Origin of the sequence: Microvenator marinus, assembly GCF_007993755.1 — a bacterium.
Classification (GTDB): domain Bacteria; phylum Myxococcota_A; class Bradymonadia; order Bradymonadales; family Bradymonadaceae; genus Allomicrovenator; species Allomicrovenator marinus.
The window spans coordinates 3518630-3542896 of sequence record NZ_CP042467.1 but is presented as its reverse complement, the minus strand read 5'-3'; the positions used below and the strand labels follow the sequence as shown (position 1 = coordinate 3542896).

Annotated in this window: 15 protein-coding genes; 8 read left to right on the top strand and 7 right to left on the bottom strand. The window is 56.0% G+C overall.

The features are described from left to right. Window positions 1-91 precede the first annotated feature (91 nt). The 4 genes from FRD01_RS14560 to FRD01_RS14545 all read left to right on the top strand — a co-directional run bounded on the left by FRD01_RS14560 (window position 92) and on the right by FRD01_RS14545 (window position 7347). Window positions 92-271, top strand: a complete 180-nt coding sequence (locus tag FRD01_RS14560) for a hypothetical protein (protein WP_146960853.1) — start codon at window positions 92-94, stop codon at window positions 269-271. Window positions 272-467: 196 nt separating this feature from the next. Further along, complete coding sequence (gene pglZ / locus FRD01_RS14555) at window positions 468-3314, top strand: BREX-6 system phosphatase PglZ (protein ID WP_249756220.1); 2847 nt, start codon at window positions 468-470, stop codon at window positions 3312-3314. Beyond that, window positions 3311-4633 carry a BREX system ATP-binding protein BrxD gene (gene brxD, locus FRD01_RS14550; RefSeq protein WP_146960850.1) on the top strand — a complete coding sequence of 441 codons (1323 nt, stop codon included), beginning with the start codon at window positions 3311-3313 and terminating at the stop codon, window positions 4631-4633. Before pglZ ends, brxD begins: the two co-directional genes overlap by 4 nt. Then, entirely contained in the window at window positions 4630-7347 is a 2718-nt protein-coding gene (locus tag FRD01_RS14545; protein ID WP_146960848.1) for a DEAD/DEAH box helicase, read from the top strand. Before brxD ends, FRD01_RS14545 begins: the two co-directional genes overlap by 4 nt. Window positions 7348-7359: 12 nt before the next feature. Here FRD01_RS14545 and FRD01_RS14540 read toward each other — a convergent pair whose 3' ends face one another. The 3 genes from FRD01_RS14540 to FRD01_RS14530 form a co-directional block, all read right to left on the bottom strand. Next, on the bottom strand, window positions 7360-8130 hold the full coding sequence (locus FRD01_RS14540) for a hypothetical protein (protein ID WP_146960846.1): 771 nt from the start codon (window positions 8128-8130) through the stop codon (window positions 7360-7362). A 107-nt stretch (window positions 8131-8237) separates the two neighbouring features. Further along, window positions 8238-8894 carry a hypothetical protein gene (locus FRD01_RS14535; RefSeq protein WP_146960845.1) on the bottom strand — a complete coding sequence of 219 codons (657 nt, stop codon included), beginning with the start codon at window positions 8892-8894 and terminating at the stop codon, window positions 8238-8240. Beyond that, on the bottom strand, window positions 8891-9235 hold the full coding sequence (locus FRD01_RS14530) for a hypothetical protein (RefSeq protein WP_146960843.1): 345 nt from the start codon (window positions 9233-9235) through the stop codon (window positions 8891-8893). Before FRD01_RS14530 ends, FRD01_RS14535 begins: the two co-directional genes overlap by 4 nt. A gap of 183 nt (window positions 9236-9418) precedes the next feature. Between FRD01_RS14530 and FRD01_RS14525 the strand changes: the two genes are divergently transcribed. Further along, complete coding sequence (locus FRD01_RS14525) at window positions 9419-9865, top strand: hypothetical protein (RefSeq protein ID WP_146960841.1); 447 nt, start codon at window positions 9419-9421, stop codon at window positions 9863-9865. A gap of 3 nt (window positions 9866-9868) precedes the next feature. Here FRD01_RS14525 and FRD01_RS14520 read toward each other — a convergent pair whose 3' ends face one another. Together FRD01_RS14520 and FRD01_RS14515 are read right to left on the bottom strand one after the other, a co-directional pair. Then, window positions 9869-10795, bottom strand: coding sequence for a hypothetical protein (locus tag FRD01_RS14520; RefSeq protein WP_146960839.1), 927 nt, complete (start codon window positions 10793-10795; stop codon window positions 9869-9871). A 122-nt stretch (window positions 10796-10917) separates the two neighbouring features. Continuing rightward, window positions 10918-13359, bottom strand: coding sequence for an RCC1 domain-containing protein (locus FRD01_RS14515; RefSeq protein ID WP_146960837.1), 2442 nt, complete (start codon window positions 13357-13359; stop codon window positions 10918-10920). Between the two features lie 163 nt (window positions 13360-13522). On the opposite strand from FRD01_RS14515, the gene FRD01_RS14510 reads away from it, so the two are divergent. Beyond that, window positions 13523-16393, top strand: a complete 2871-nt coding sequence (locus FRD01_RS14510; protein WP_146960835.1) for a hypothetical protein — start codon at window positions 13523-13525, stop codon at window positions 16391-16393. Between the two features lie 234 nt (window positions 16394-16627). On the opposite strand, the gene fic is transcribed toward FRD01_RS14510, so the two are convergent. Further along, complete coding sequence (fic, locus tag FRD01_RS14505; protein ID WP_146960833.1) at window positions 16628-17215, bottom strand: protein adenylyltransferase Fic; 588 nt, start codon at window positions 17213-17215, stop codon at window positions 16628-16630. Beyond that, on the bottom strand, window positions 17185-17745 hold the full coding sequence (locus tag FRD01_RS14500; protein WP_249755636.1) for a DUF3575 domain-containing protein: 561 nt from the start codon (window positions 17743-17745) through the stop codon (window positions 17185-17187). The genes fic and FRD01_RS14500 overlap by 31 nt, the downstream gene beginning before the upstream one ends. Before the next feature lie 139 nt (window positions 17746-17884). On the opposite strand from FRD01_RS14500, the gene FRD01_RS14495 reads away from it, so the two are divergent. Next, on the top strand, window positions 17885-21064 hold the full coding sequence (locus tag FRD01_RS14495) for a WD40 repeat domain-containing protein (RefSeq protein ID WP_249755635.1): 3180 nt from the start codon (window positions 17885-17887) through the stop codon (window positions 21062-21064). 89 nt (window positions 21065-21153) lie between these two features. After that, window positions 21154-24264 (top strand): hypothetical protein, encoded by a 3111-nt coding sequence (locus FRD01_RS14490; RefSeq protein ID WP_146960828.1) that lies wholly within the window; start codon window positions 21154-21156, stop codon window positions 24262-24264. Window positions 24265-24267 lie beyond the last annotated feature (3 nt).

Genomic DNA, 24267 nt, shown 5'->3' with positions numbered 1-24267 from the left:
ACTTTGAAGACTCGTCTGCCACCTACCCATCCGCTCTCCTTATTGAGCGCCGACCGTGGCTCGAACTGTCAAAGGACGGCCGAGTCTGGTGATGCACCGAGTTAATGGGCAGCTGGTTGTAGTGGTGGAGACTCGTCGTCATCCTTACAGGCATACGCAAGACCGGTTCACAGGTGAAGATGTTATGGTCGAGTATGATGCGGACGCGGTCAAGGAGACATGTGTGAGCAGAATTCTTCACCGACTCAATGAAGATGCGCTCAAGGCGTGATCGGACGGCGACCACTTTCGTGAAATCTTAGTTTTCTCATGCGAGAAAATCCTCCTTTCACGAAAATCTTCCTAGGCACCTGTCCAACTTTTGAATTGTAGGCATCGCAGTTTCCGAGGATGATGGTCAACACTTCTCGCGCGCCTCCGCACCGTTGTTGACTTCAAGTTTTCATCTTTCTGAAGGGTTCGTTGTGATGATAATGTTTGGGCAGGTTTCTAGTGCTCTTGAGAAGGAGCTGAGGGCCGAGATCAGGAAAGATGGGGTTGTGATATGGCTGGATGCCGATCATCACTACACGGGCTTTGTGGACGGCCTCAGGGCACGTCGGCAGAACGGTGAGTTGCCGTATGAAGTGACGGCGTACCGCGGCTCGCATCTTGAGCTGATGTTCCAGCTGGAGGGGATTGCGGCTGGGCCTACACGTGCACCGTTACTCATTCACATGCCAGGCTTTAACGAAGAGTCTATCAAGGCATCGCCCGTCTACGAGTTTTATCTGGCGGGCAAACGATTCCGGCGCGCCATGAAAACCCTTGTGGTCGAGGCGGCGACGAGCCACGCGGCACCGGAGGCTATTGCCTTGTTTGCGGACTCGCCGGACCTGTCGCTCGAAGCCGCGGATGAGTGGGTCAAGGCGTGCATCGAAGCAGCATCCGGCGGGTTTCAGGCGCAGCTCAAGTTGCGGGGCGCTGAAGGTGTTTTGCAAGACTTGCTCGGCGGCACCTTCCAGCTCACAGACCCCAAATATGCGACCGAATTCTGGGAGCAATGGACGGTGTGGACGGGAATCACCCAGCAGTGGCCACTCTACGGACTGGGGGCGACGCATGACTGGGCGAGCTGGGCGTTTGCGCTGGCGGGCTGGGCGCTCAGCGTGGAGTTTGTGGACGATCTTCAGCGCGAACCTGTGAGCCCGCTTTTGCGCGGCGTCGGCGAGTTACCACAGGCCGTAAAACTCACCTGTCGTGGCATTGCACGCATGCTCCGCGACCATCACCCGGACTTCTACCAGCGGGCGGCCGACGATACGCAGGCGCTCCTCGCGGACGAAGTTCAGGTGGCCCACGCGCGCGACCTTGGAAAGATCGATACTTTTCGGTTTGAAGAGGATCTGGTTCTCAACGCGGCACTGGAGTCACTCCAAAAGACGGACTGGAATCCCGTGCTCACGTGGGCCACACCGCGCGTAAAAGAACCTCACACATCGTTTTGGCTGCGTCGCGACCCATCGCGCGTACTCGCCTGGGAGCTACTCTTATTGGGCGCAAGCCTTGGTCAGGCCATTGGCAACGCTGGGCAAACTCTTGGTGGACAAAGCATTGATGAGGCGGTCCAGTTTTATGCCATGCACGGTGAAGCCGTTGACCGTTTGCATCGTCACTTGGAGCAAAGGCGAGCAGCTATTTTGAGCCCTCGACTACCTCAGTTTCATGAGCTTCGAGCCGCATTGGACGAAATGCGGGTGCGTTGGCGGAAGTGGGCGGATGCATGGGCCTTGAGATTCTCGGAGCTTTCGCGCGCCGATGGTTTCTTGCCGAGCCCTCCTATGCAACAGCGCAATATCTTCGATGATGTGGTCAAACCAAGCACCGAAGAGGGTTTAACCGCATTCTTTGTGGTGGATGGATTGCGCTACGAGATGGGGCAAGAGTTGATGCGTACGTTCGAGGCGAGCGCTGGTGTTGTTGCGTCGCTCAGCCCAGCACTCGCCGAGCTTCCGAGCGAGACTTGTGTCGGAATGAACGCCCTAGCCCCAGTCTCAAACGGTGGAAAACTCAGCGCTGTTTTAGACAAGAGTGAGAAGATTGTCGGGTTCTCAACCGGTGAGTTTCAGGTACTGAGACCTGAGGCGCGAAAACGCGCAATGCATGAGCGAGTCGGCGGCGTGAATTGCCCTTGGATATCCCTGGAAGAAGTCGTTTCTCGAGATGCGTCGAGTCTGCGCCAATCTATCTCGAGGGCTAAACTTGTGGTGGTACATAGCGAAGAGATCGACAAAGCCGGCGAGAGCAATGTTGGGCCTTCTGTGTTTGATGATGTGATGTCGAAGCTTCGTGCAGCGTGGCAGCTACTGCGAGACGCTGGGGTGAGACGTTTCGTGATCACCAGTGACCATGGCTTCTTGCTTTTGGACGACCGAACACGGATTTCTCTGCCTCATGGTCGCAAGGTGGACCCCTCGCGCCGTCACGTCTACTCCATGGTGGCTGCCGACCATCCGGGCGAGGTTCGAGTGACACTGGAGGATCTGGGGTATGTGGGGGCGAAAGGCTATTTGATGTTCCCCGAGACGACGGCTGTTTTTGAGGTCGGAAAACGCTCGCTCAATTTTGTCCATGGCGGAAACAGTCTTCAAGAGCGCGTCATTCCTGTCCTCAAAGTTGTGCATCGCTCGCCGAGCGGGGGCAACACCCTTTCTTATGCGGTGAAAGGCAAGGTCAAAGAGGGCGTGGCGGGTATGCATTGTTTGGAGCTCATCGTGGAGGTTCAGGCCCAGGTGGCACTTGGCTTCGGCGCTTCACGTGAAATCGAGCTATCCATGCACGTGCCTGACCGCAGAGATGCGCGGGTAGAGCTTTGCCAGGCGCGAGGGGCACGTACCGAAGCGGGTTCCATCCACGCACCAGTCGGCAAGCCTTTTGAGGTCTTCTTCAAGCTGAGTGGACAAACAGATCAGCGTGTTCCTGTGGAAGTGTTCCACCCAAGCAAAGTAGCGGATGTGACGCCGTTCCTACCCGACCATCGATTCGATTTGAGCGCGTCAGGTGAGGTCTTTGAAGACGAGCAGCGAGACGAAAAAGAGCATGAAGATATCGACTGGTTGGCGAAGATGCCGGACGACGCGCGGCCAATTTTTGAACATTTAGCGAAGCATGGTGTAGTCACAGAAGAAGAGATCATAGCGCTAACTGGCAAGTCGCGCGCGGCACGCGCGTTCGCCACGCACGTGGAGGCGTACGTCAGGCTTGCGCCTTTTGATTTGAAAGTAGACCATATCGGCGGAATCAAGCGCTACTTCCGTGAAGGTGGAAAGAAATGAGTGCGTTAACTCAACGAGACGTGGATCATATTTTTGAGAAGTTGCGCACGGGCGTTGTACCCGAGCGTGGGATTGATACGTTTGCTGTGGGGATCGACAGACAACGAAACGAAATCAAGCGGCAGCTTGAGTTGATCGAGCGAGGAGAGGGTCAAACCAAGTTCTTGCGCGGTGGCTATGGTTGCGGGAAGACGTTTATGGCCAAGCTCGCCCAGCTCGAGGCGAGAAATGCGGGATACGCGACGAGTTTTGTTGTGGTTTCCGACAACGATCTGAGATTTCACAAGTTTGACGAGGTCTATCGAAAGATAATGTCTGAGCTTGGTACCTCGATGTGTGAGCGCGGCGCTTTCAACGATATCTTGGACCGCTGGATCTACCGTGTCGAGGAGCAGCTGATCGATGCCGGCGCTGATGAGAATGCCCGGGACTTCGACGACAAAGTGCGTGCACGCATCAAGGAAAACCTGAATGCGATGTCCAGTGGCAAGGCTCCGGCAGACCTCATCCGCGTGGTTCAGACGATTTTTGATTTTAAGCAACGTGGCGAGTCTGCTGAAGCGGGCTCTCTCCTCTCGTGGCTTTGCGGCAGCTCGAACGTGAGTGCATCAGCAAAGAAGGCAGCAGGTATTCGCGGAAATATCGAGAGCAAAGACGCCATGGATTACCTTCGTGGCGTGCTCGAGATCGTCAAGGCGTCCGGCTATAAGGGCTTGGTTGTCATCATCGACGAGGTTGAGACGATTCTGCGCGTCCCGAATAAGACTTCTCGGGGCAAATCCCTCAACGGTATCCGACAGATTGTAGATATTGCGGGCTCGTATCCAGGTATGTTGTGGATCTTCACGGGTACACCGGAGTTTTTTGACACGACTCGGGGTGTTTGCGGCCTTGCACCACTGCACGACCGTATTCGATTTACACGTCAGGGCACCTTCGCAAACATGCGTCAACCTCAGATCGAGCTCGTGCCATTTGACGAGAAGCGACTGAAGGAAGTGTCGATGAAGTTGCGGGAGCTCTACCCAGCCAAATCTCGGGGTAACCTTGAGGAGAAGATAAGCGAGGAGTTTATCGACCGGCTGGTGGATGAGGTTACAAAAGGGTTTAAGAAGGATGTCGGAATTGTTCCGCGGCAGTACTTGCGTCAGTTGGTCGAACAAATGGATATCGTCGAGCAGAATCCTGAGTTCAATCCTATGAAGGAATGGAAGTTTGAACCCGTATCACTGAGCCTCGAAGAAGAGAGTGTGATCGAAGGCAATGACGCGGGGTTTGACCCTGATGAAGAACCCATTCCGGTTATGGATGTGTTTTGACCGTTTTCTCGAAATTCCCACCGCGGCTTCAAGACGCAATTGTTAGTCGACTCGGATGGAGTGCATTACGTCCGGTTCAGGAGCTGGCGGGCGAGACCCTTCTGGAGGGACTGAATGTCGTTATCCTGGCGCCAACTGCGGGTGGAAAGACGGAGGCGTCTATCTTTCCTACTCTTGCACGGTTGATGAATGATCAGTTGCCGGGTGTTGGAGCCGTCTACGTGGCACCAATCAAGGCGCTACTCAACAATCAACGTGATCGACTTGGGCTCTATACCGAAATGGTGGGCATGCGTCGTATGGTTTGGCACGGCGACGTCTCGGAATCGGAGCGCAAGCGGTTCCTGAAAGATCCCACCGACCTCTTGATGACCACTCCGGAGTCATTGGAGGTGATGTTGATGTCGTCGCGGGTCAATGAGCGCGAACTTTTCAGGAACTTGAGGTTTGTGATTGTTGACGAGGTACACGCGATGGCGGGCACGGACCGTGGTTCTCACCTGATAAGCGTCTTGGAGCGACTCGCAAATGTGAGTCAATTCGATGTTCAGCGGGTGGGGCTTAGTGCCACCGTCGGAAACCCTGATGCAATTCTGGAGTGGATTGCGGGCTCTTCGAAGAGAGGCGGACGAGTAGTTGACCCGCCATCCAAGCCTGAGCCGCGAGAGCTGCTCGTCATGCACGATGAGAATCCGCTTGCGCTCTCAAGCGCCGCGGCACTTATGGGCGTTGGCAAGAAGAGCCTCTTCTTCTGCCAAACGCGAGCAACCACCGAAAACGTTGCCCAAAAGATGCGCGACCGTGGCACCGAAATCTTTGTGCACCATGGTTCGGTGTCGAAAGAAGAGCGTGAATTGGCCGAGGAACGCTTCCACAAGGGAGATGCCGCCTGCATCATTTGCACATCGACCTTGGAGCTTGGGATCGATGTGGGTGATTTGGATTTGGTCTTCCAGGCCGGTGCCCCCACTACCGTAAGTTCTTTCAAACAGCGTATGGGCCGAACGGGGCGCCGCGCTGGGAAGCACGCAAACACGACCTTCTTTTGTGAAGCTGAGGATTCGGTTTTGCAGGCGGTAGCTCTAATCGAGCTGACGCGTGAGAAATGGGTGGAGTCCGTGGAGCTGACCAACCGCGCTTGGCCTGTGTTGATCCATCAACTACTCGCCATGTCACTCGCTAGAGGCGGAATCAGCCGCGACAAGGCGTGGGAGCATTTCGCGAAGGTTCCTGACTTTTCTGGCATTCATCGCGCAGAGTTTGAACGGCTCGTGGACTGGCTCATCAAGGACCGCTCGTTACTTGAAACGTCTGGTCTCCTGGTTTTGGGATCCAAGGCAGAGCATCGATTTGGCAAGAAGAACTTCATGGAACTCTATGCGGTCTTCTCAAGCCCCGAGTTCTACACCGTCGCGCAGGAGACGGGCAGTCCGCTAGGATTCCTTGAACAGGAATTTGTGGACATGTTGAGCGAAAACATCAGCTCGTTTCTTTTGGCGGGAAAGTCTTGGTTCGTGAAAGAAGTGCGGCATACCGACAAGCGTGTGATTGTGGGCCCAGCACCGCGGGGGAAGGAGCCGAAATGGGGTGGCTTTAGCCCGCAGTTTTTGGGCTTCGAACTTTGTCAGAAGATGAAGGCAATTTTGGCGTCCGAGCAGGAGTTTAAGTACTTGGACCGAAAGGCCGCGCTTGCACTTAAGCGCTGGCGTGGCGCAATGGCCAACGTTTGGGAAGCCGAGTTTGACGGGGTTGAGTTTGGTGACAGACAAATCACCTGGTGGACTTTCGCCGGTGGAAAAATCAATTCCACACTCAGACGAGCCCTAAACGCGAGTATGCCGGGCTGGGAGATCTCCGAAGATAACTTCGCCCTGAGGATACGCGGAGTTACGGCGGAGCCACATGTCTTTCAACAAACACTGTCTAAGCTTAAGGAGTTTGAATTCTGGGAGAATGAGCGATTTTGGGCGGAGGTGGGCCAATCCCTTCCGAACTATCGACTATCGAAATTCCAGACGCTGATGCCACCATGGGTGGAACGCGAGGTCCTCGCTACACACCTCATCGACATTGCCGCCACATGGGGTTGGCTTACGGGTGACCATCGTAGTGGACTCTCAAGCGTGCCCGACGGAATCGGCTTGCCTACGAAACGCGAGATTGCCCTTTTGGAGGCGCCTAGAACGCAAGCTAAGACTCAGCTGCCCGAATCTTGGACTCGTGGGCGGAAACGGAAATGGATCGCGTCAGAAGCCGAATTACGAAGCGCTGTGAAAACTCTGAAAGAAGAGAGCGTCCTTGGCTTGGACGTGGAGACCACATTAGGCACCCGTACCCTTTGCCTCATACAGCTGGCTAGCCCCACCGAGACTTATCTAATCGATGCACTTGAGATCGCTGATTTGAGGGTCTTGGCTGATATTCTGAGCGAGGAGTCTCCCACAAAGCTTATCCACAATGCCGCTTTCGAAGAGGAAGTCTTTGAAAGGGTGGGCCTGGCCTTGAACGGTGTGCATGACACCATGGTCGCTTCACGGATGCGCGACCCAGATGCACTGGATGGTCACAGCCTGAAAGCGGTTTGCGAGAGGGAACTCAATATCGCATTGGACAAGACGCAGCAAACTAGCGATTGGGCTCAACGGCCGCTAACGCTGCAGCAGTTGGAATACGCAGCCTTGGACGCGGAAGTCCTGCTGCTTTTGCCCTCTTAATCGTATGGTACATCACTGAACCTTACTTGGCGGAAGAGAGTAAGAGAGATCAGACGCCTGATAGAATGCCATCAGCTTTGCCCCCATCTGCGTTCCAAGCTCTTTGTCGAGGTTGCCCCACATCCATATGCTACAATAGCGGAAATACCTACCATGAGCCGTGTGAGGCGCCCTGACTAGTAAGTGTGCCAACTCGTGAATCATGTAGTGTCCAAGGGCCCATGAGGATACATCTTGGTTGATGAGAATCATGTTGGCTCTTTCAATGGCAAGTGCCGAGCTTGAATGTAGCGATGATGGGATCTTAGCTTTCATGTCTTCAGACGTGAAGTCTACCCATACAAAATTAGGGAGGGTCTGCGGATAGCGGTCGATAAACCAAGGTTCCTTGAGAGAGGAAATGAGACCGTGAAAGATATCACTCGCTGGTGTTCGCCAGTCAAAGATTGTTCCGCTTGTGCCAAGCTCCAGTAGCTCGGAGCACACAGCGAGGAATTCAGCGATGTAGACCTCTTGATCCCTATCCTCCTCATGTCTTCCTGTTGTTGAACTGATCATAAGATCAGTCTCCCACTTATGGTTGTAATACCCAGGACAACCAATGTCGCTACCCGTCAAGATATCAGCGTACTCTTGAGAGGTGATAATATCGCCAAGTCGAGCTATTCCGTCATCATACTTCGCCTGATTCTCTTCAATAATAGATCTAACGGTCTTTGTCTGAGCGTTGATCTGATCAATTGTATTTGGTGATTGTCTTTCAGGGACAAGAATATGAACCATCAAACCTCCTTTAGCTTATCCATGCGCACCATCTTGGTTAGATCGTGATCTTGGTCTTTAGTCGCCCTATTACCCTCGTAAGGCATTACTCATATAAGGTAATTACCTTATATGAGTAATACCTCGATTTTGACGGCAGCAGCGCGGGCATTAATCGCGGAGAGAGCATCTTCGAGCTCGCCTTCGATATTGAGATTGCCCTCGAGCTCGTAGAAACCGATGGAGTCCCCTTTGACGCCCATCGCCTTGAAGAGCACGTCTGCCTCCTTCTTCAGAATTCGCTTGAAGTCGATGGTGAACATTCCCTCCTCGAAGACGTCTCCGTCTCTGCTCAAAGCGCGAATGAAGCTCAGCAAGAGAACGCTTTGGTCCTCCTTTGAGAGAGCGTCGAACTCTCGTTTTCGGTAGCGGGCCATCTCGGAGTAGCCGGGCGAGCCCTCGGTGTAGGCGATCACAAGATAGTCCTTTTCGACTTCTTTGATCGCTACGACCTCGCCGACTGGTCCGCTGAATCCTTCGCCGCCCGACCACTCCATCACCGAGTACGAGTTACGGGTCTCGTAGTCGCGGTCTGAATAGGCGTCGATCATGTAGTCCTCAAGCCATTCGGGGTCGATGTCAGGGAACTCGCGCTCGAGGGTGTTAAGTAGCTCGAGCTGGTCATTGAACGGGTCAAAATAGTACTCGAATCGCTCCATGCAGATCGCTCGGATGCGTTGGTGCTCTTCTTCTCTGACGTCTTCATGCTGGCGGTACTCAGTCATTCTTTGCCTCCTTTTTGTTTCTTCAACTCCATCCACACAAGCTCTTCTGCGAGCCAGAACGGTATGTTCGCGAGCCCGTATCGGCCGAGCTCGCGGTTGCTCTCGCGGAATTCCCCTATGATGCTCTCTGTGCGCGAGAGCTCGGCGGAGACGTTCTCCAGAGCCTTTCTGCGAATCACGCGTTCTTGTTCGGTGAGCGGCTCCGGATACGAGTCCAAGAGTTTCCTCTCAAGGAACGTCTTCTTGATCTCAAGATCCTCTCGCCTACTCACTGATGTGCCATGCTCCTCCATATGCGCATTGAGCCAGTCTAAGAGCGCCTGCACCTCCTCGATATGCACTCTCCTCTACGGACTTGAGGAGTGTAAGCACGATTGAGGCACGTATCCTGCCGAGCACTTCTTTTTTGCGACGTCCATCGACAAATTTTTGGGCCCAACAAAAACGAACATTCGTCAGCCTTGGTACGAATCGTGCCAAACCAATTGATACACTCCTCATCCCTAATCTGAGAGGAGATTTGTATGAACCGATTTGCGATTTTTGCTGCCGCTTTGCTTTGTGTTGGTTGTTCTTGGCGTTCGACGGCCAACGTGAACTACAGTGCCTACAACGCCTACACCGAAAGGCCGGACACCAAGTACCGGGAGATGGGGCGCATTGTAGAGGATGGCTGGGCGAACTACCTGGGATTTTGCGGTCGAGCCTCTGAAGTTGCACTCGCGGACGCAATCAAGGAAGCCCGTGCCATGGGGGCCAACGCCCTCGCGAACGTGAAGTGGATTACTTCGGGACAGGAGTTCCAAACTCCTCATTGTGACTCCTACTTCTACCTCTACTGGTGGGGCGCGAGCACTGAGCTATCGGCAAGCGCGGTGCTGATTGAAGGAGAACTCGAAGGAGCCTATCGAATCGACAATGACCTTCCGGCAGCAACCCTTTCCCAAGTCATTCTGAGCAAGCTCGACTAACTTTCAGACCTTCTCTGCCTCCTCCACACGCTCTAAGAAGGCTCGCAGCGCGTCCATCAGTTCTGGGGAAACTGCTTTGGCGTCAAGGTCGTTTCGGCATTGCACGGAGAGGGTCGCCGCATCGTCGGCCCATGGACTGATCGCGAATTTATCCAGAAGTTTTGCCACCCGTTTGAGTCCACCGCGAACGGCCTTCTCATTGGTCTCTTGTGGGAGGTTTCGCGTGAAGGCGAGCAGCTCGCGCGTGGCGCGATCGATGGGGAGGTTGGGGCCGAGGATGCCGTGCCAGCCGTTTCGTTCCTGAAAGCCTACATACGATTGTTTGGCTTGTTCCTGAGCTTCTTTGATGGCGGTATCGTCGGGCTCGGAGATGGGTTCGAATAGCTCGCAAAAAAAGCCGTACTCGAAGTCGAAGCCGACGGGTCTCACCAGCGCGCTGACACCCGGCGTGCAGATTCGATAGGGGTCGGGCATCACCTGACCAAGCATGCCGGCTTCGAGGCAGTAGGTCTGGTTGACCAGGTAGTCTCTGGAAAATCGGACCCAGCTTCCGGGCTCGAGTGCTTCGCCGAAACTGTCCGTGATCTCGGCGAGAACCCCTTCATCGAGCAGGGCTTTGGCAATCTGTGAGACGAACTTCACCGCGCCTGTAGCCAATCCTTCTTCTCCTACCGGCAGGGTCATGTCTGGGTGCAAGACGAGGAGAACTTCGGCAGGCCTCACGTCTTCGATGAGCCAGCCCAAAAAGGAGTTTGGGTCGGCGCGCTGGACCTCATCTTGCCGAGCACATTCTTCACAATCACACGCGCCAAACTGGAGATTTCCCCACGGCATCATGGCGATCAGGGTATGCCCCTCGGTAATCAGATGAGTGTGGTCAACGGCTACGTTGTAAGATGAGCCGTATACGAAACGGATTATGAGCTTCATCGGGACCTCGTTTGGTTACCGTTTTAGTTACGGGTTTTGAGGAGTATAGCTCAAGGTGCGGCACGATATATGCCGAATGAGGAGATTTCCCCAGGATTGCGGAAAGAGCGCCGGAGATGACGTTAGAGGTTGAGGACGTTCACTGGAGTGGCCGAGTCGGTGGTGGTTCCGTCTCCGAGTTGGCCGTAGTGGTTCGCGCCCCAGCATTTGACCTCGCCGCTCTGAAGGAGCGCACAGGTGTTCAGCGTGCTTGCAGAAATCATCTCGACGGAGGTCAATCCGGTGACAGTGACTGGGCTCGCGATGTCGTCGGCGGAACTCTGATTGCCTACTTGCTGGTCTAGATTGACACCCCAGCACATGGCGAGTCCGTTGGTGCGCACCGCGCAGCTGAGGGCGCCGAATGTTGAGATGAAGGCGGCATCTACCAGGTTCTGAACCACCTGAGGGGTTTCAGCCGAGTCGTAGGTTCCGTCGCCGAGTTGGCCCCTGATATTCCAGCCCCAGCATCTCAGCGAACCCGTGTTCAATCGAGCACACGTGAAGTAGTCGCCGGCATCTACCTGCGTCACGGAGACGAGGTTTGGAAAGGTTGGGGCCCATCGTCGGTTGAGCGTAGTTCCGTCCCCGATCTGTCCGTAGGTGTTGTCACCCCAACACCGCATTTCGCCGGTCAAGTTGACCACGCACGTATGAGCGGTTCCCGCCTCAACTTGGACGGCATCTGTAATTCCGCTGACCGCGGTAGGAGTAGGCCCGAGGTTGGTGGTGCCACGGCCGAGCTGACCCGAAATATTATTTCCCCAACACCAGAGGGTTCGATCTTCGCGCACCGCGCAGGTGTGCGCGCCGCCTGCGCCGATTGCGATCGCATCGTCGATGAGCGCGACGGCGACTTTGCCTGTTTGAGGTTGATTATTGCCGACTCCTAGCTCCCCGGATGTGTTTCGGCCCCAACACGTGATGCCGCCGTTGGAGAGCAGAGCGCATGTGTGGTAGCTGCCTAGATTGATGTCTACGGCATTTGTGATGCCCGTGGCGGTCACAGCGGTACTGCGGTCCTGAGTGGTGCCATCGCCAAGCTGCCCGTGGTTGTTTCGGCCCCAGCATTTGACTTGGCCCGTGCGCATGACCGCACAAGAATGGTCGATGCCGGAATCGATCTTCAGCACATTACTTAAACAGCTGCTCGTATCTACCACGCAGGAGCTGTTGCACGTGGCCGTGCCTGACTGCCCGCTCGGACATTGCGCTTGGCCATCACACTCCTCCTGAGCTTGCTTGATGCCGTCGCCGCAATAGCCGGTGACCTGCCCCGCAACCGACTGACACGAGCTATTACACACCGTGCACGACTGCTGCCCATACGCACATTGTTGAGATTGGCCCGGCACGTCACATGCCTCTTGGTTTTGCTGCACTCCATCGCCACAATAGCCTACCACCTGCCCCGGCACCGACTGACACGAACTATTACACACCGTGCACGATTGCTGCCCGTACGCACATTGTTGAGATTGGCCCGGCACGTCGCACGCCTCTTGGTTCTGCCGCACGCCATCGCCACAATAGCCTGTGACCTGCCCCGCAACCGACTGACACGAGCTATTACACACTGTGCACGATTGCTGCCCGTACGCACATTGCTGAGACTGGCCAGGGCTGTCGCAAGCCTCCTGCGTCTGCTTGATTCCATCACCGCAGTAACCTACCACCTGCCCCGGCACCGACTGACACGAGCTATTGCACACCGTGCACGATTGCTGCCCATACGCACATTGCTGAGATTGGCCCGGCGCGTCACACGCCTCGGTTCCATCTTGCAAACCATTGCCACAAACCCCGTCTAGACTAAGCAGAGATTGCGAGTCTGTGAGTCCCACGAAGTCCGCATCCTGACTGGTGCTGGGCCCAATGGTCACGGTGTAGGTTTGGTTGCCATCGTCCAACGAGTCGTCGCGGCCGGTGACGGTGATGAGTTGTGGGGTAGACCAGTTGGAGTTGGTGAAAGTCAGCGAAGTTGGACTCAGAAATGCCTCGCGTGTCATCGAAACACTCAGGGGAAGACTGACCGCGGCCGAAGGCGCGTGAGATAGCCGTACACTCAACGTGGTGCTTCCCCCAGCCTCTGTAGTTTGCGCAGGCCCGGCGAGGTTGACGACTAGAACAGGGTCAATCGGGATCTCGACACACGATAGGCCGTCTGGAATGTACCCTTCATCGCATTCACACTGAGCACCGGTGCCCACATCTACGCATTCCCCCATGCCACATTCAACGCCTTCACACGGGTCCGGTGGAGGCATGTCTGGCTCAGTCATATCGGGTTGCATGTCTGGCTCGGCCATGTCTGGCTCAGTCATGTCGGGTTCTGCGTCAGGCCCCAAATCGGGCTCGGTCATGTCGCTCGATGCGTCTTGAGCCATGTCGGCGGTCCCACCTGCGTCCCGTTCTTCCATGTCCGGGGCCGGACTCATATCTGGCCCCTGGGTAGGAGTCTTCGTCAGATCGGAGCCACACCCAACCACGAACAAACCCACAAACACTAACCACTTGATTCTCATGCAATCTCCTTAATGGGGCCCATAGTGGGTGGGGCTGAAATCAAATGCAAGGTTGGTTCTGCTTTCTTCAGAAGTGTTCAGGCCCTGTAGAATCTTGTCCGCTGCCGAGAATGGGCCTATAAGTTCTTCAACTGTTCTCATGACAATTTATTGGAGTACCTGCATGCCGAAATTTGCATTGCTATGGTTGATCTCTGCGCTGATTTCTTTCGCATCTCTGGTGGGATGCAGCGATGATGAGGCTGGAGGTGCCTCCACCGAAATCCTCTCCGAGGGTAGCGGCGAGGCGAATACGGAACCACTTGAACCCCTGAGTGTTGGCACACGACGCGCTCCGTTTTTCGGGGTTTTTGATGCACTCGTGGAACATGATGGTAAGCAGTTCTATCGCTACCAAGTCGCTCGTGACCTATGGGTCCCCGAGCTGCACTCCACCTTCCTTCACAACGGGAAGGACGGCGTCGAGTTGTGGTTCAGCAGCCAGGATGGATGGTTGGAGAACCCCATCATGTTTGTCCCGAAGGTCGCGCGTGTCGGAAAGCGATGGCGCGCAAAGCTCGGTGACACGGTGCTCTACGAATACGAAGTTGTCTCCCGGACCACCGAACCCACGGCGCACGGGGAACAAACCATATGGACCATCACTCAGAAGAATCTGACCGACGATTTCGTTACGACTCGGCGTTATATCGAAGGCATTGGACTGACTTCCCTGGAAGGGTCGCTCAGTTTTGCCCACACGCATTTCGCTATTCCGTTGGAGAGTCAAACCGAAACAAGGCCAACGGTGTCCGCGGACGTCCCAGTTCCGGTGGCCATAGACTCGGAGCGTTTAGGAAACCTAAGCACCACCTCGGTTTCCCTTGTTCGGCCTGCGGGGTCGGACTCTGCGCTTTTGATCGTGAAGGGCTGGGAAGGATGTGCAGCGAATGACGGGAGATGCGAGGTAGACCTTTGTTTCAAGGTCGACGGAACGTCCGCAACTCAAGAGGGGGAGCCGGGCGTACTCGACACCTTTCACAAGGGACCATCGTGCACCAAACAGCGGCTCGGCCAGTCGTACCGTATGCGATTCACCAGCGACGCGACGGGCGCGCTTGTGACGGATGACCAAGTCTACTGGGTGCCTCGAGATAGGTTCGGTAGCGCGACCGATCAAGGCGATCAGTTCCCTGTCGCAATCTACGCGACGCCTGAGACTCGGGAGCCTCGGCTCTTAAAGCAGTTCAACGTGTTCTCGAGTCGGTACGATAGCGTTTCGTGGCAAGAAACCTACTCCACCGTTTTTCACGACGTGAACACGGACGATAAGCGCCCACTTTTCGGCAATTCGACTCTCCTTGATAGCCTTACGGGAGTACTTGCGTCACGGCTTGAGGACCCCAAGATGGTCCTCTCACTCGCCGCTCCCGGAGACCCCGTGGAGCTTGCGTGGATTGGATCGAATAATCTGCTGATGCACGCAAAGATGGTGGACGATGTGCTCTCGACTCCGGTTCCGGTCACCACTTTGACCGGGCAACTTTCGGTGACGTCTGATGAGCGAGGTCAACATATCTTGCTCGCCTCCCCGGATGGCTCGATTGACCGCGTGGTCCTCTCGGATGGAAGGTTGGTTCCAGAGGCGATAGGTCGAGTTCGACTACCGGAGGGAGAAACCCTGGTCGCAGCGCTTGATTTGACGGGCACGAAGGGAGGTGATGGTCGGCTCCTGGTCGCGACGTACAGTTTGAGAACGACGAATCCGATCGGACTTGGGAGCACTCGATTCTACACCACGAAGTTGCAGACTCCGGTGCCGTTTGAGTTTCCTCCTGCACTGGGTGTTGTCGCGGCTGACCATGGTGCGGACGTTGTGGTTTGCTGGCCAGAAACCACTGAGATTCTGGAAACGCAGGGCTGGTCTATTGCCGGGGTTGCGGCGAAAGAAGTTATGCAGATTTCTGAGAATTGTGCGTTGGTTTCTCGTGACGTCGAGGCTGACCCGACGTTTGGTGGGCGCGATCTTTCTACTCTGCCGCCAAACGATGCCCTTTTTGCGCTTCGTTATATGCCGTTCTACGCCGAAGGCCCGGTGCCCGGAGTCGGTAGAATGCGGCTCGGGGTGGAGCATTCGAAGATCGACTACAGCAACTTCATTTCACCGATGGGCGGTGTGTTCGCGAATCTTGATGGCGGAGGATACGCAACGCGCGACAAACTCTTTACGCCGGGGGGTGTCGAGCTTGGATTCACACGTCACTTGGAGCGAACGCCTGGCGGCAATGTCGCGGACCGAAAGGGCGCGGGGGTTTGGGAGGTGTACCTAAACGGGGATATCATGCTCAGTAGTCGTGAGAGCGCATTTTTTGAGCGTCCTGAGACCCTCGGAGAGGAACAACCACTGGGGTATTTTGCCTCGCCGGGCGGCGGTCTCATCATCAACTACGGGTATGGTACCAGCTCATTTTGGTTCCACTTGAGCTCGTCTGGTGAGTGGACTGCGCTGCCAGACGCACCAGAAGGTTCGCAAGGTTTTCTGGCTCGGCGTCCGAACGGGGATCTTTGCGGAGTTCAGAACGACACGTCTATCTTTTGTATGGACGAGACCGGTGCCATCAGTGTGAATACGGCGGTCACACAGGATATTGTGGACCAGCTTGGTGGCGCGTATTTTGATATGATGGTGGGCCTCGAAGACGGCTCACTCTTGCTCCAATCGTCCATCACTCCCGGGGTCTATCGCCTTGCTCCTGGCGCCGATTCCGTAGAAATCTGGAACGAAGGCCAGCTACTCGAACCCAATTTCGACGTTGAAAACCGAGCCTATGCCGTGGTGGTGGATGAACTCGGTGAGCGAAAAGGCGGCTATCTTAGCCCCAATGGATTTGAACCCATCGACCTCGGGGAATGGAAGCAACGATATCATCGTGTGCATTCGTTCCACGGAAGGCTTGTTGGCCTTTTTCCGGGTCCGGATAGACTTTGGGTGCTATCGGATGGGTGTTTCCGAGGAACTTGCTCAACGCTTGCATCTCCGATCCTGTGGCCGTGAAGAATGCCTCAAGGCGAAGAAGAATCCGAGCAGGAGAAGGATGGAGGGTGCGTGTGTTGGGTGCGCGGCAGAACACCCATCGGAGACTTCGAGCCCGTCCGAGTCGTCCTGCCCTGGCCCGTCAGGGTTGTTGGGCGTTGCCGGGTTATTGGGGTCGTCAGGGGCGCCTGGATAGGAGTTTCTTCAACGCAAACCTCGTTTTAGCCGTTCGGGCACAAGCTTACCACGTTCTCGCTAAAGGTCCTCTGTTTTGAACTCGCTGTATCCCTCGTAGTAGTAGCTCACATCGATCCCCTTCAAATAGAGCGCGCGGTCATCGATTCGATCTGTGAGAGCTTGTTCAATCAGGCCCTTGATCGCCTTGTCGTTCACGACGCTGAGCTGCATGGCGTCAAGGTACTCGTCCTTGTCCACCTGGTTCCAGTCAACCACGCGTTGAACTTCGGCCTTGAGCAGCAAATCCAACCAGATTCTCATCGCGCGGCCATTTCCTTCCCGAAACGGATGCGCGACGTTCATCTCGACGTACTTTTCGACGACTTGCTCGAAGCCCTGCTGGGGCATGGAGTCGATTTGTTCGAGGGCGGACTGCAAGTAAAGGACGGGTACAAATCGGAAGCCACCTTTCGAGATGTTGACGGTCCGGAGGTTTCCCGCGAATTCGTAAATTTCTTCAAAGAGGTAGCGATGGATATAGGCGAGCCCAGAGTAGGTGCCAATTTCAGCGCGAGTGATATCGCCAGAATCGTAGAGGGCTTTCGCCTTTCTCTTTGTGAGCTTTTCCTCGAGAATCAAAATGACCAGCCGATATCGGCGGCCCAATACGCCACGGGGCGCGAACCATCGACTTCTTGGCCGTCTCTATCACTGGTGACGAAGTACCCGATACCCCCCTGAAAGTCTAAGGTAAAGCCGATATCGGTGATGTACTTGTACCCAAGGAATCCGGAAGTTGTGTGCCCTCCGACGGCCCTGTTTTTTACGCCTTGAGTGGATGGTTCCGTCCAGAAGTAGTGGTAATGCGCGCCCACCTGCATGCCGTGGTCGAAATCGCCGATGGCGTAGTACCGAATCTGCCCGCTGGTGGAGATCGCGATATGTGTGACGTCAGACTCTTCGAGGGGCAATGAAGCCCGGTTCGAGTAGCCGAGCCCCAGCGACCCACTCCACTTGTCAAATACGCGCACCTCGATATTCCCTTGTGGCTGGCCGTTCAGAATCCAGAGTGGTGCAATGGTTAGGCTTAGTTGGTGCTCGGTCTCAGGCTCCACATCTTGTTTGACCTGAAGGTCTTCGGCAAAGGCAGTTGCTGAAACAAGGCTGAGCAAGAGTGTTGTGAGAATTGTTTTCATAGAAAGCTCGTCCCTCTGGGTCATTGTCCGAGCCCTAAGTGTACCAGACCGAAACTAAGTTTACAGGTTGTTTCAGACCCTTTCAGTTGAGGTCGTACTAGCCGGCTCCTAGAACCTAGGTATCAACAAAGGAGGCACCGTGGATCTCAAGGGCAAAACAGTCTGTATCACAGGCAAATTCTCTGAACTCAATCGCAAAGAGGCAGAAGCCGAGCTCGAAAAATTGGGCGCAACCTGCAGTGGCAGCGTCTCAAAAAACACCGACATCTTGTTCGCCGGTGAAAAGGCGGGCTCGAAGCTCGCGAAGGCGTCATCACTCGGCGTGCAGGTCCTCGGTGAATCCGATTTGATCGCGATTCTGAGCGGAGGCGCGCCCGGAGAAGCCGCGCCCGAAGAACGGCCATCGGACGACCTCAATGCCCTTATGAAGGCTGGGCGCGTCACCTTCCAAAACAACACACCACACGAGACCGACCTGACGGGCTGGAATATCTCGCCGGACGGCAAATACTTCGCCACAGGCTCCTGGTGCGGCGACGACTACGAAGCCGGCGGCTCGCTCGCCGTTTGGGAAGTTGCGACCGGTCGTTGCGTCAATCAAATCGACCACGTCACGGGCGGGGTCGGCTGGCCAGACGAAGCCGGTGTGATTCAATGGTCGCAAGATAGTCGCCGCCTCGGCCTCTCGTTCGACACCAACGGAGTGGGCTACGCGGACCCGTTCAAAGAAGGCTCGGGAATCCAGAACTGGAGCTACGCGACTGATGGTCAAGACCACCCGCCGCAGTGGTGCTGGGCGCCAGACGGTGCGCGCATGTTCGTGTCGTGCTGGGGCTATCAGCAATCGGCTCTGGCCGGCGCGATCGTGACGCCTTCACCCCACGGCGTTGACCCCGTCTACATGGCCAAAACAGGGTTCGAGGGCAAGCCGGAAGACGGGCCACAGGTGGGTACGATGCGCAGAATGGTCTGGCGCGCAGACGGCATCATCGTTGGATTCGGGCATCACGGGGCCTACGCCATCGACTCCGCCACGCGTGAGATGGTCTGGAGCTACAAGGAAATCAGCCAGATTGCGGCCATCGATCCCAAGGGCAATCAGATCGCGTTTCACCATGGCGGGCTCAAGTTTCTGGACGCCAAAACAGGCAAGCTCGCCTACGAGCCCAAGCATATCGGAGGCGGCGACTTGGCGTTCTCGGCGGACGGTGAGTGGCTCTTGGACGTCTGCCACGCGGGGAACGCGGACAAGGTGACGCCGAGCATTCGTGTGTACAAAGGCCCTGAGTTGGCCGGCGTCATCGACATCGAGTGCGGTGAGGCGGACTATTATCGAAAAGAAAACCCACAGGCGGCCTTCTTTGCGGACAACTCGGCGATCGCGGCGATTCGCAATGACGACACGCTCGTGGTTTTCGAGAACAAGCCGGGCTTTAAGAAGCTTTTTGAAGCCCCAGCATTTGGCGCCAAGAACATCCACGTCGGTGATGCCATCGTGCTCAGCTCCAAAGAATCCGTGGCGTTCTACACGCTTGCCGGCGAGCTGATTGCACGTCACGAACTCTTCGAGACGCCGAATATCAATTCCGAAGAAGAACTCTTTCATTCCGCCTTTAAGCCCTTTGCGCAGGGGGATTCGTGGGGGTTTGTCGCTCCCAAATTTCTGATCACCACCAAGGACCCTGGTGCCGAGATTTCGGCCGTCGTGGACCATAAATTTGCTTACCCCGTGCAGGACCTGGAGCTGTCGCGGTTCGAGTCTGTGGAGGCCGGCGTCAAAGCGGCGCCAAAGCTCTTTCCGAAGGTGGTCGCGGACATGTTCAAGGGCGCGGCAAAGGCCGGGAAGGCAAAGAAATCAAAGGAGTTCATCCAGCCGAATACTCACGGTGTGCAGGACCTCGAGGAGTATCTGGAAAAAAACCTCAGCCCGCACAGAGGCGCTGGGAAGTTCCTAGCCGAGCTCGCGTTGCACCGCATTCGAGAAGGAAAGGTGGAGTCGGTTGAGGCACTCGCGAAAAAGCTCCAACCGGCGGAAGACCTCAATGACGCGGTTGCCGTGGCTCATCTGGCGGCGGCGGCGGCTCGGCACGGGCACACAAAGCTGGCGCGGGATCTGGCGAGCATTGCGGAAGCTGGGCTAGCTCTGCCCGAGCACGAGCCTTTGACGTATGCACTCAAGTCTTGGCTGGCGGGAACGGCCGAAATTCTGGGCGATGAGAGCCCATATAAGGTTGAGATTCCCAAGGGTCATATGCAGGGGAACTGGGTCAAGCCGGCGGCGCTTTTGGCCGCGTGGAAACGTGACGCCAAAGGGGTTGCGGCGGCGCTGAATCGACTGAGTTCTGGAATTTGGTGGCATGATTTGGCCGAGATTGCGGACGCTGTATTGGCCACCCGCGACCTCGATTACGTGGAGGATTTCCTCAAAGGCATCCTCAAGGGTGGACACGCCAAACACTTTGAATTGCTGCAGCGAACGGTGGATCTTTGTCTTGAGGTTGCACCTGAGCGAGCGCTCGGATTCTTGCCGTATTTTGATGGTTTGAGCACCTCAAAAGAGGAAGAGCGAATTCTTGAACGGCTGAACGAATTGGACCCGAAGAAGGCTGAGGCGGTACTTCAAAAGCTCGAGAAAGAAAGGGATTTTCCAGAAACTCACGCCATGATTTTGAAGCTTCGTGTGCGGGCAAATCCTGCGAAGGCCGAGGAGTTGTTGCTCGGCTTTCTGCAGAACCTGGATGCCTCCAAGTTGCACCGGTACAACGGGCCCACAGTCGCGCTGGCATTGGCCGAGGCGTCGCTCGAGGCGGGTTGCTTTGAGAGCGCGATGGAGCCGGTCAAGAACCTCGCTCAGGGGCATACCTGGGCCGAAATCATCAAGATGATGGCGGACAACCATCCGGGAATGGAGATGGCGTTGGAGGGACTCAAATCGAATATCGACTTGAGCTATATTGGGCACTCTTTTAAGCATCTGGAGGGACGGCCAGAGATTCAGAAGGAGCTCTTGGAGGCAGCGCTGGAGAAGGCCGGACGCGACCGCTACAACCTTCAATCCGTGGTCAAGGCGCTGGCCGATGCCGGTCTACTTGACGAAGCCAACACGGCACGCATGAAGATCACGAAAGCCAATCGCAAAGACTCAACTCGCCATCTGGCTGCCGGCGCGATTCGTGCCGGGGAGTACACCACGGCGCTGGGATTATTGGACGAACTCGACTCGGGGTACTTTGGTACAGGGGGCCGCGAGTACACCCTGCTTCACGCGTTGGTAACGGAGGTTTGGAAAACCGTGCCAGGCACTTCGGGCGTCATGTAGAGTTGTGTATATGCGCGTGAATACTTGATATTTGGGGGCCTTCGGTACTATCGTCTACCAAGTATCTCACAAATTTCACGGATATCACTTTGCGCTACATTCCGTTTCTATTTGCGCTCTTCTTCCTTGGCTGTGGTGATTGCGATGACGGCCCAGCACCCGGAGACGACATCGCTCCGGGCGACGTCACGTTCGAGCTCATCTCAGAAGGATTCTGGGTTCAAAACGGTCGCTATAACGAGTTCATCGGTGTCGATGCGCTCGGGCGTGACTACCGAAACGGGGTCATCAACCAGACGCCGATTGCATCGCATCTGGAAACACTCGGTGATGGCGCAAAGCTCCTCCTGGAATTCAACGACAACGGGCTCTCCACTATCGTGGCTACTCGGGTGGCTGATGGCAAGATCGGCTATAGCCGATATCTGGACTCCACCGGTCAATTCGATCAGCCGATTGAGTACCCGATCGTGTCTTACCAACACCGCGAACGCCTCGTGCTCAACATGGGCGCGGGCGCCGAGGAGACGGAGTTTACGTGGCGCGAAGAGTGCAGATGGCAAGGCCTGCCGGCGCGAAACTTCTTCAATAACGCGACGGGCACCTTTACGCGCGAGTCAGACGCCCTGATCGCCGGCAACCAGTACTCATTCCTCGTGCGGCATGATACGTGCCCAATTCGTGGAAATATTGACCACCAAATGACGGAGCGTGGCCAACTTCATCCAGACGGCGGCAATGGGGTCGTGGGCTTTCATATGGAAGGCTCAGTCTTGCACATCAACCGTTTTGACAACCTAAGTAACGAGATTGATTCCGCCGAGATCTCGACCAACCACACTGGCGTCTATCAAGTCCGGCCACAAGGTCAGGACTATTTTCTCTTGATGGCATTCCCGACAATTCAGGCGCAGAACGGGTTCGAGTACACAGGACGCCTCAAGGTCACGCTTGGCGATACCAGCGCCGAGGCCGAAGAGATGCCTTTGCCCGAGCTGCCGCCAAACCATCGGCTGGAGCGCTATCGGCTCCTGCCAGATGGGCGGGCTTTTGCGTGGACTCAAGTGGATGATGGCAATGCTCCGGCGACCTGGGCTGCACTGCTCGAAGAGGGTTCGGAATGGACCAGTCTCGAGCTCAGCGGCACCACGGAAGATGGCTTAGCCATTGACCTTGAGACAGACGGTGGGTTCTCAGTGCACCCGGACATGGACGGCACGATACATGCCATAATGTACTTGCACGAAGTCAACGATGGTCATCCTCGCCGAGTCTCTGACGAGATTCCGACTCTCATCTCCATCAAAGACGGCAGCGTCACTGTACGCCCTCTCCCCGCCTTGATTGGTGTTCGTGGTTTGGAGCTCGATATCGGGCCAGAAAATGAGGTGGTGCTTATCGCCGAGTGGCTCGGCTCAAACCCACCGCCCTCGATCTTGAGTTCATTCCGTGTCGCAACGGGCAACTTTCATAATGGTGACCATCGCCCCGAGCTCGTCATCACTCGGCTTGCGGGCAATGAGCTGACCAGTGTCTCGGGCGGTGTTGTGGGCACGTTCGGGATCAACGTCGTGGACGAGGACCGCTACTACGGGGATCCGAGCGTTGCGGGCACTGCGTTTCTGGCTGTGCCGCATAACTCCTATGCTTCGGGCGTGGGCTTGAGCGTGAACAATGGCTGGAGCCGCACGTGGTTTAAGCCTTATCAGGAGAGCGCCGGCCCAAGAAATTGGAGTTTGAAGTTGGTTGACGCGCCTGAGGGTGCCGTAGTGCGAATTCTGGAAACCGGCGAGGAATGTGCAGATGAATGCGCGTTTACGCATGGGGATGGGACGTTCTTGAGTCTTGAGTTTGAGACTCCTCCGGGCTGGGTTGTGGACGGCCCGAAGCATTGTTTTGCGGACCGCCTCGATGCCGGATTCTGCAGCGTATACATGGACCCTACGCCCGCCTACTGCCGAGAAGGCGTGTTCTGGCGCGAGTGCGAAGGTGAGGAAGCCAAACCCCTGGAACCCGTCTGGGAGTTCAGGTATTCGCGCTCACCTGTTCTGGCCGCGAGCACCACAGGCTACATTCACGAGAACGTCAACGTACGCCCTGACGGCAGTTTTTCTGCGGAAATTCTGGTCCTCAATGAAGACCCCTTGCCGGACGGAACGGTGGTGGAAGGGGCGACAACGGCTGAACCAGGTCGAGTTTTGACGCGCTGGAATAAGGAAGCCTTTGAATGGGCATGGTACGTGCCAAATTTCCGACTTGTAAGTCACTCAATTCAGGGACAGAACGTAGTAGCCGTGCTGGAAGCCGAAGGCGGTGTGACTCAGGAAATTGGCGAGCAATCGGTGCCGTCAGGTGATTTTGTTCGGGTGGTTGTGGATGCGCAGGGCGAAATCTCTCAAGCCCAAGTTCTGAACACGGAAGGATTGCAAGACCCTGTTTTCCTGGTGCTCTCAAATGGCGGCGTGGTGGTTGGGTCTAGCGCAACGGCCGATTCAGTGTACGGGAATACCGAACGTGTTTTGACCCTGGGCGCGTTCACGGCTCAAAGTACCGAGCCAGCACTGCTCTGGGAGTTTGACTCGCAACAGGCATTCCGCGGGATTTCCATGGAGTCCGCGACTGGTGGGGCCATTTTCTTGGCCAACGGGCACCTGCTGACGGTTTCTGCCGGACTCTCGTTGGCTCACGCTTCGGAGTTCAATTCATCAGTGGGTGAGTTGATGATGGGGCGTGGTCTTGAGGAGAACTATCTGGCGTTTTTGGCCGAGGAGACCGCAGAAATTCAGGGGCTTAGCATTCCGATATCCGAGCCTTCAGTGGTGAGTGTGCGCGTGGGTGAGGACGGCGTTGTGGACGCGCCGGTGGTCTTTGCGCAGGCGTCGCCTATAGACGGTGATGCGATTCGCTCCGTGAGCTCGGCGGCGGGCAAACGCATTCTGGTCGCGAGCGCGGGGTCGCTCACGGATGAAACCTTCTACGCGGAAGGCATGGAGCCGTTCACCATTGGTCGGCGTGCGGATGGCGGAAATCTGGAAGGCTTTACGTCCAAGACCTTGATGCCCATCGAGGGTGGTGAGCTCATATGGGTCACGCGTGGCTGGTCGAATACGTTTCGGGTTCGGCCGTACTCTGCGTCTGGCGGCGTGGTCTTCAGACTCGATTCAGAATCTCTTACCAACTTAAGAGAAGTCGTCCAGTAGACC

Excerpts from the sequence above, each read along its gene's own strand:
- FRD01_RS14560 (WP_146960853.1), top strand. The coding sequence starts at position 92 with ATGCACCGAGTTAATGGGCAGCTGGTTGTAGTGGTGGAGACTCGTCGT.
- pglZ (WP_249756220.1), top strand. The coding sequence starts at position 468 with ATGATAATGTTTGGGCAGGTTTCTAGTGCTCTTGAGAAGGAGCTGAGG.
- brxD (WP_146960850.1), top strand. The coding sequence starts at position 3,311 with ATGAGTGCGTTAACTCAACGAGACGTGGATCATATTTTTGAGAAGTTG.
- FRD01_RS14540 (WP_146960846.1), bottom strand. The coding sequence starts at position 8,130 with ATGGTTCATATTCTTGTCCCTGAAAGACAATCACCAAATACAATTGAT.
- FRD01_RS14535 (WP_146960845.1), bottom strand. The coding sequence starts at position 8,894 with ATGACTGAGTACCGCCAGCATGAAGACGTCAGAGAAGAAGAGCACCAA.
- FRD01_RS14525 (WP_146960841.1), top strand. The coding sequence starts at position 9,419 with ATGAACCGATTTGCGATTTTTGCTGCCGCTTTGCTTTGTGTTGGTTGT.
- FRD01_RS14520 (WP_146960839.1), bottom strand. The coding sequence starts at position 10,795 with ATGAAGCTCATAATCCGTTTCGTATACGGCTCATCTTACAACGTAGCC.
- FRD01_RS14515 (WP_146960837.1), bottom strand. The coding sequence starts at position 13,359 with ATGAGAATCAAGTGGTTAGTGTTTGTGGGTTTGTTCGTGGTTGGGTGT.
- FRD01_RS14510 (WP_146960835.1), top strand. The coding sequence starts at position 13,523 with ATGCCGAAATTTGCATTGCTATGGTTGATCTCTGCGCTGATTTCTTTC.
- FRD01_RS14500 (WP_249755636.1), bottom strand. The coding sequence starts at position 17,745 with ATGAAAACAATTCTCACAACACTCTTGCTCAGCCTTGTTTCAGCAACT.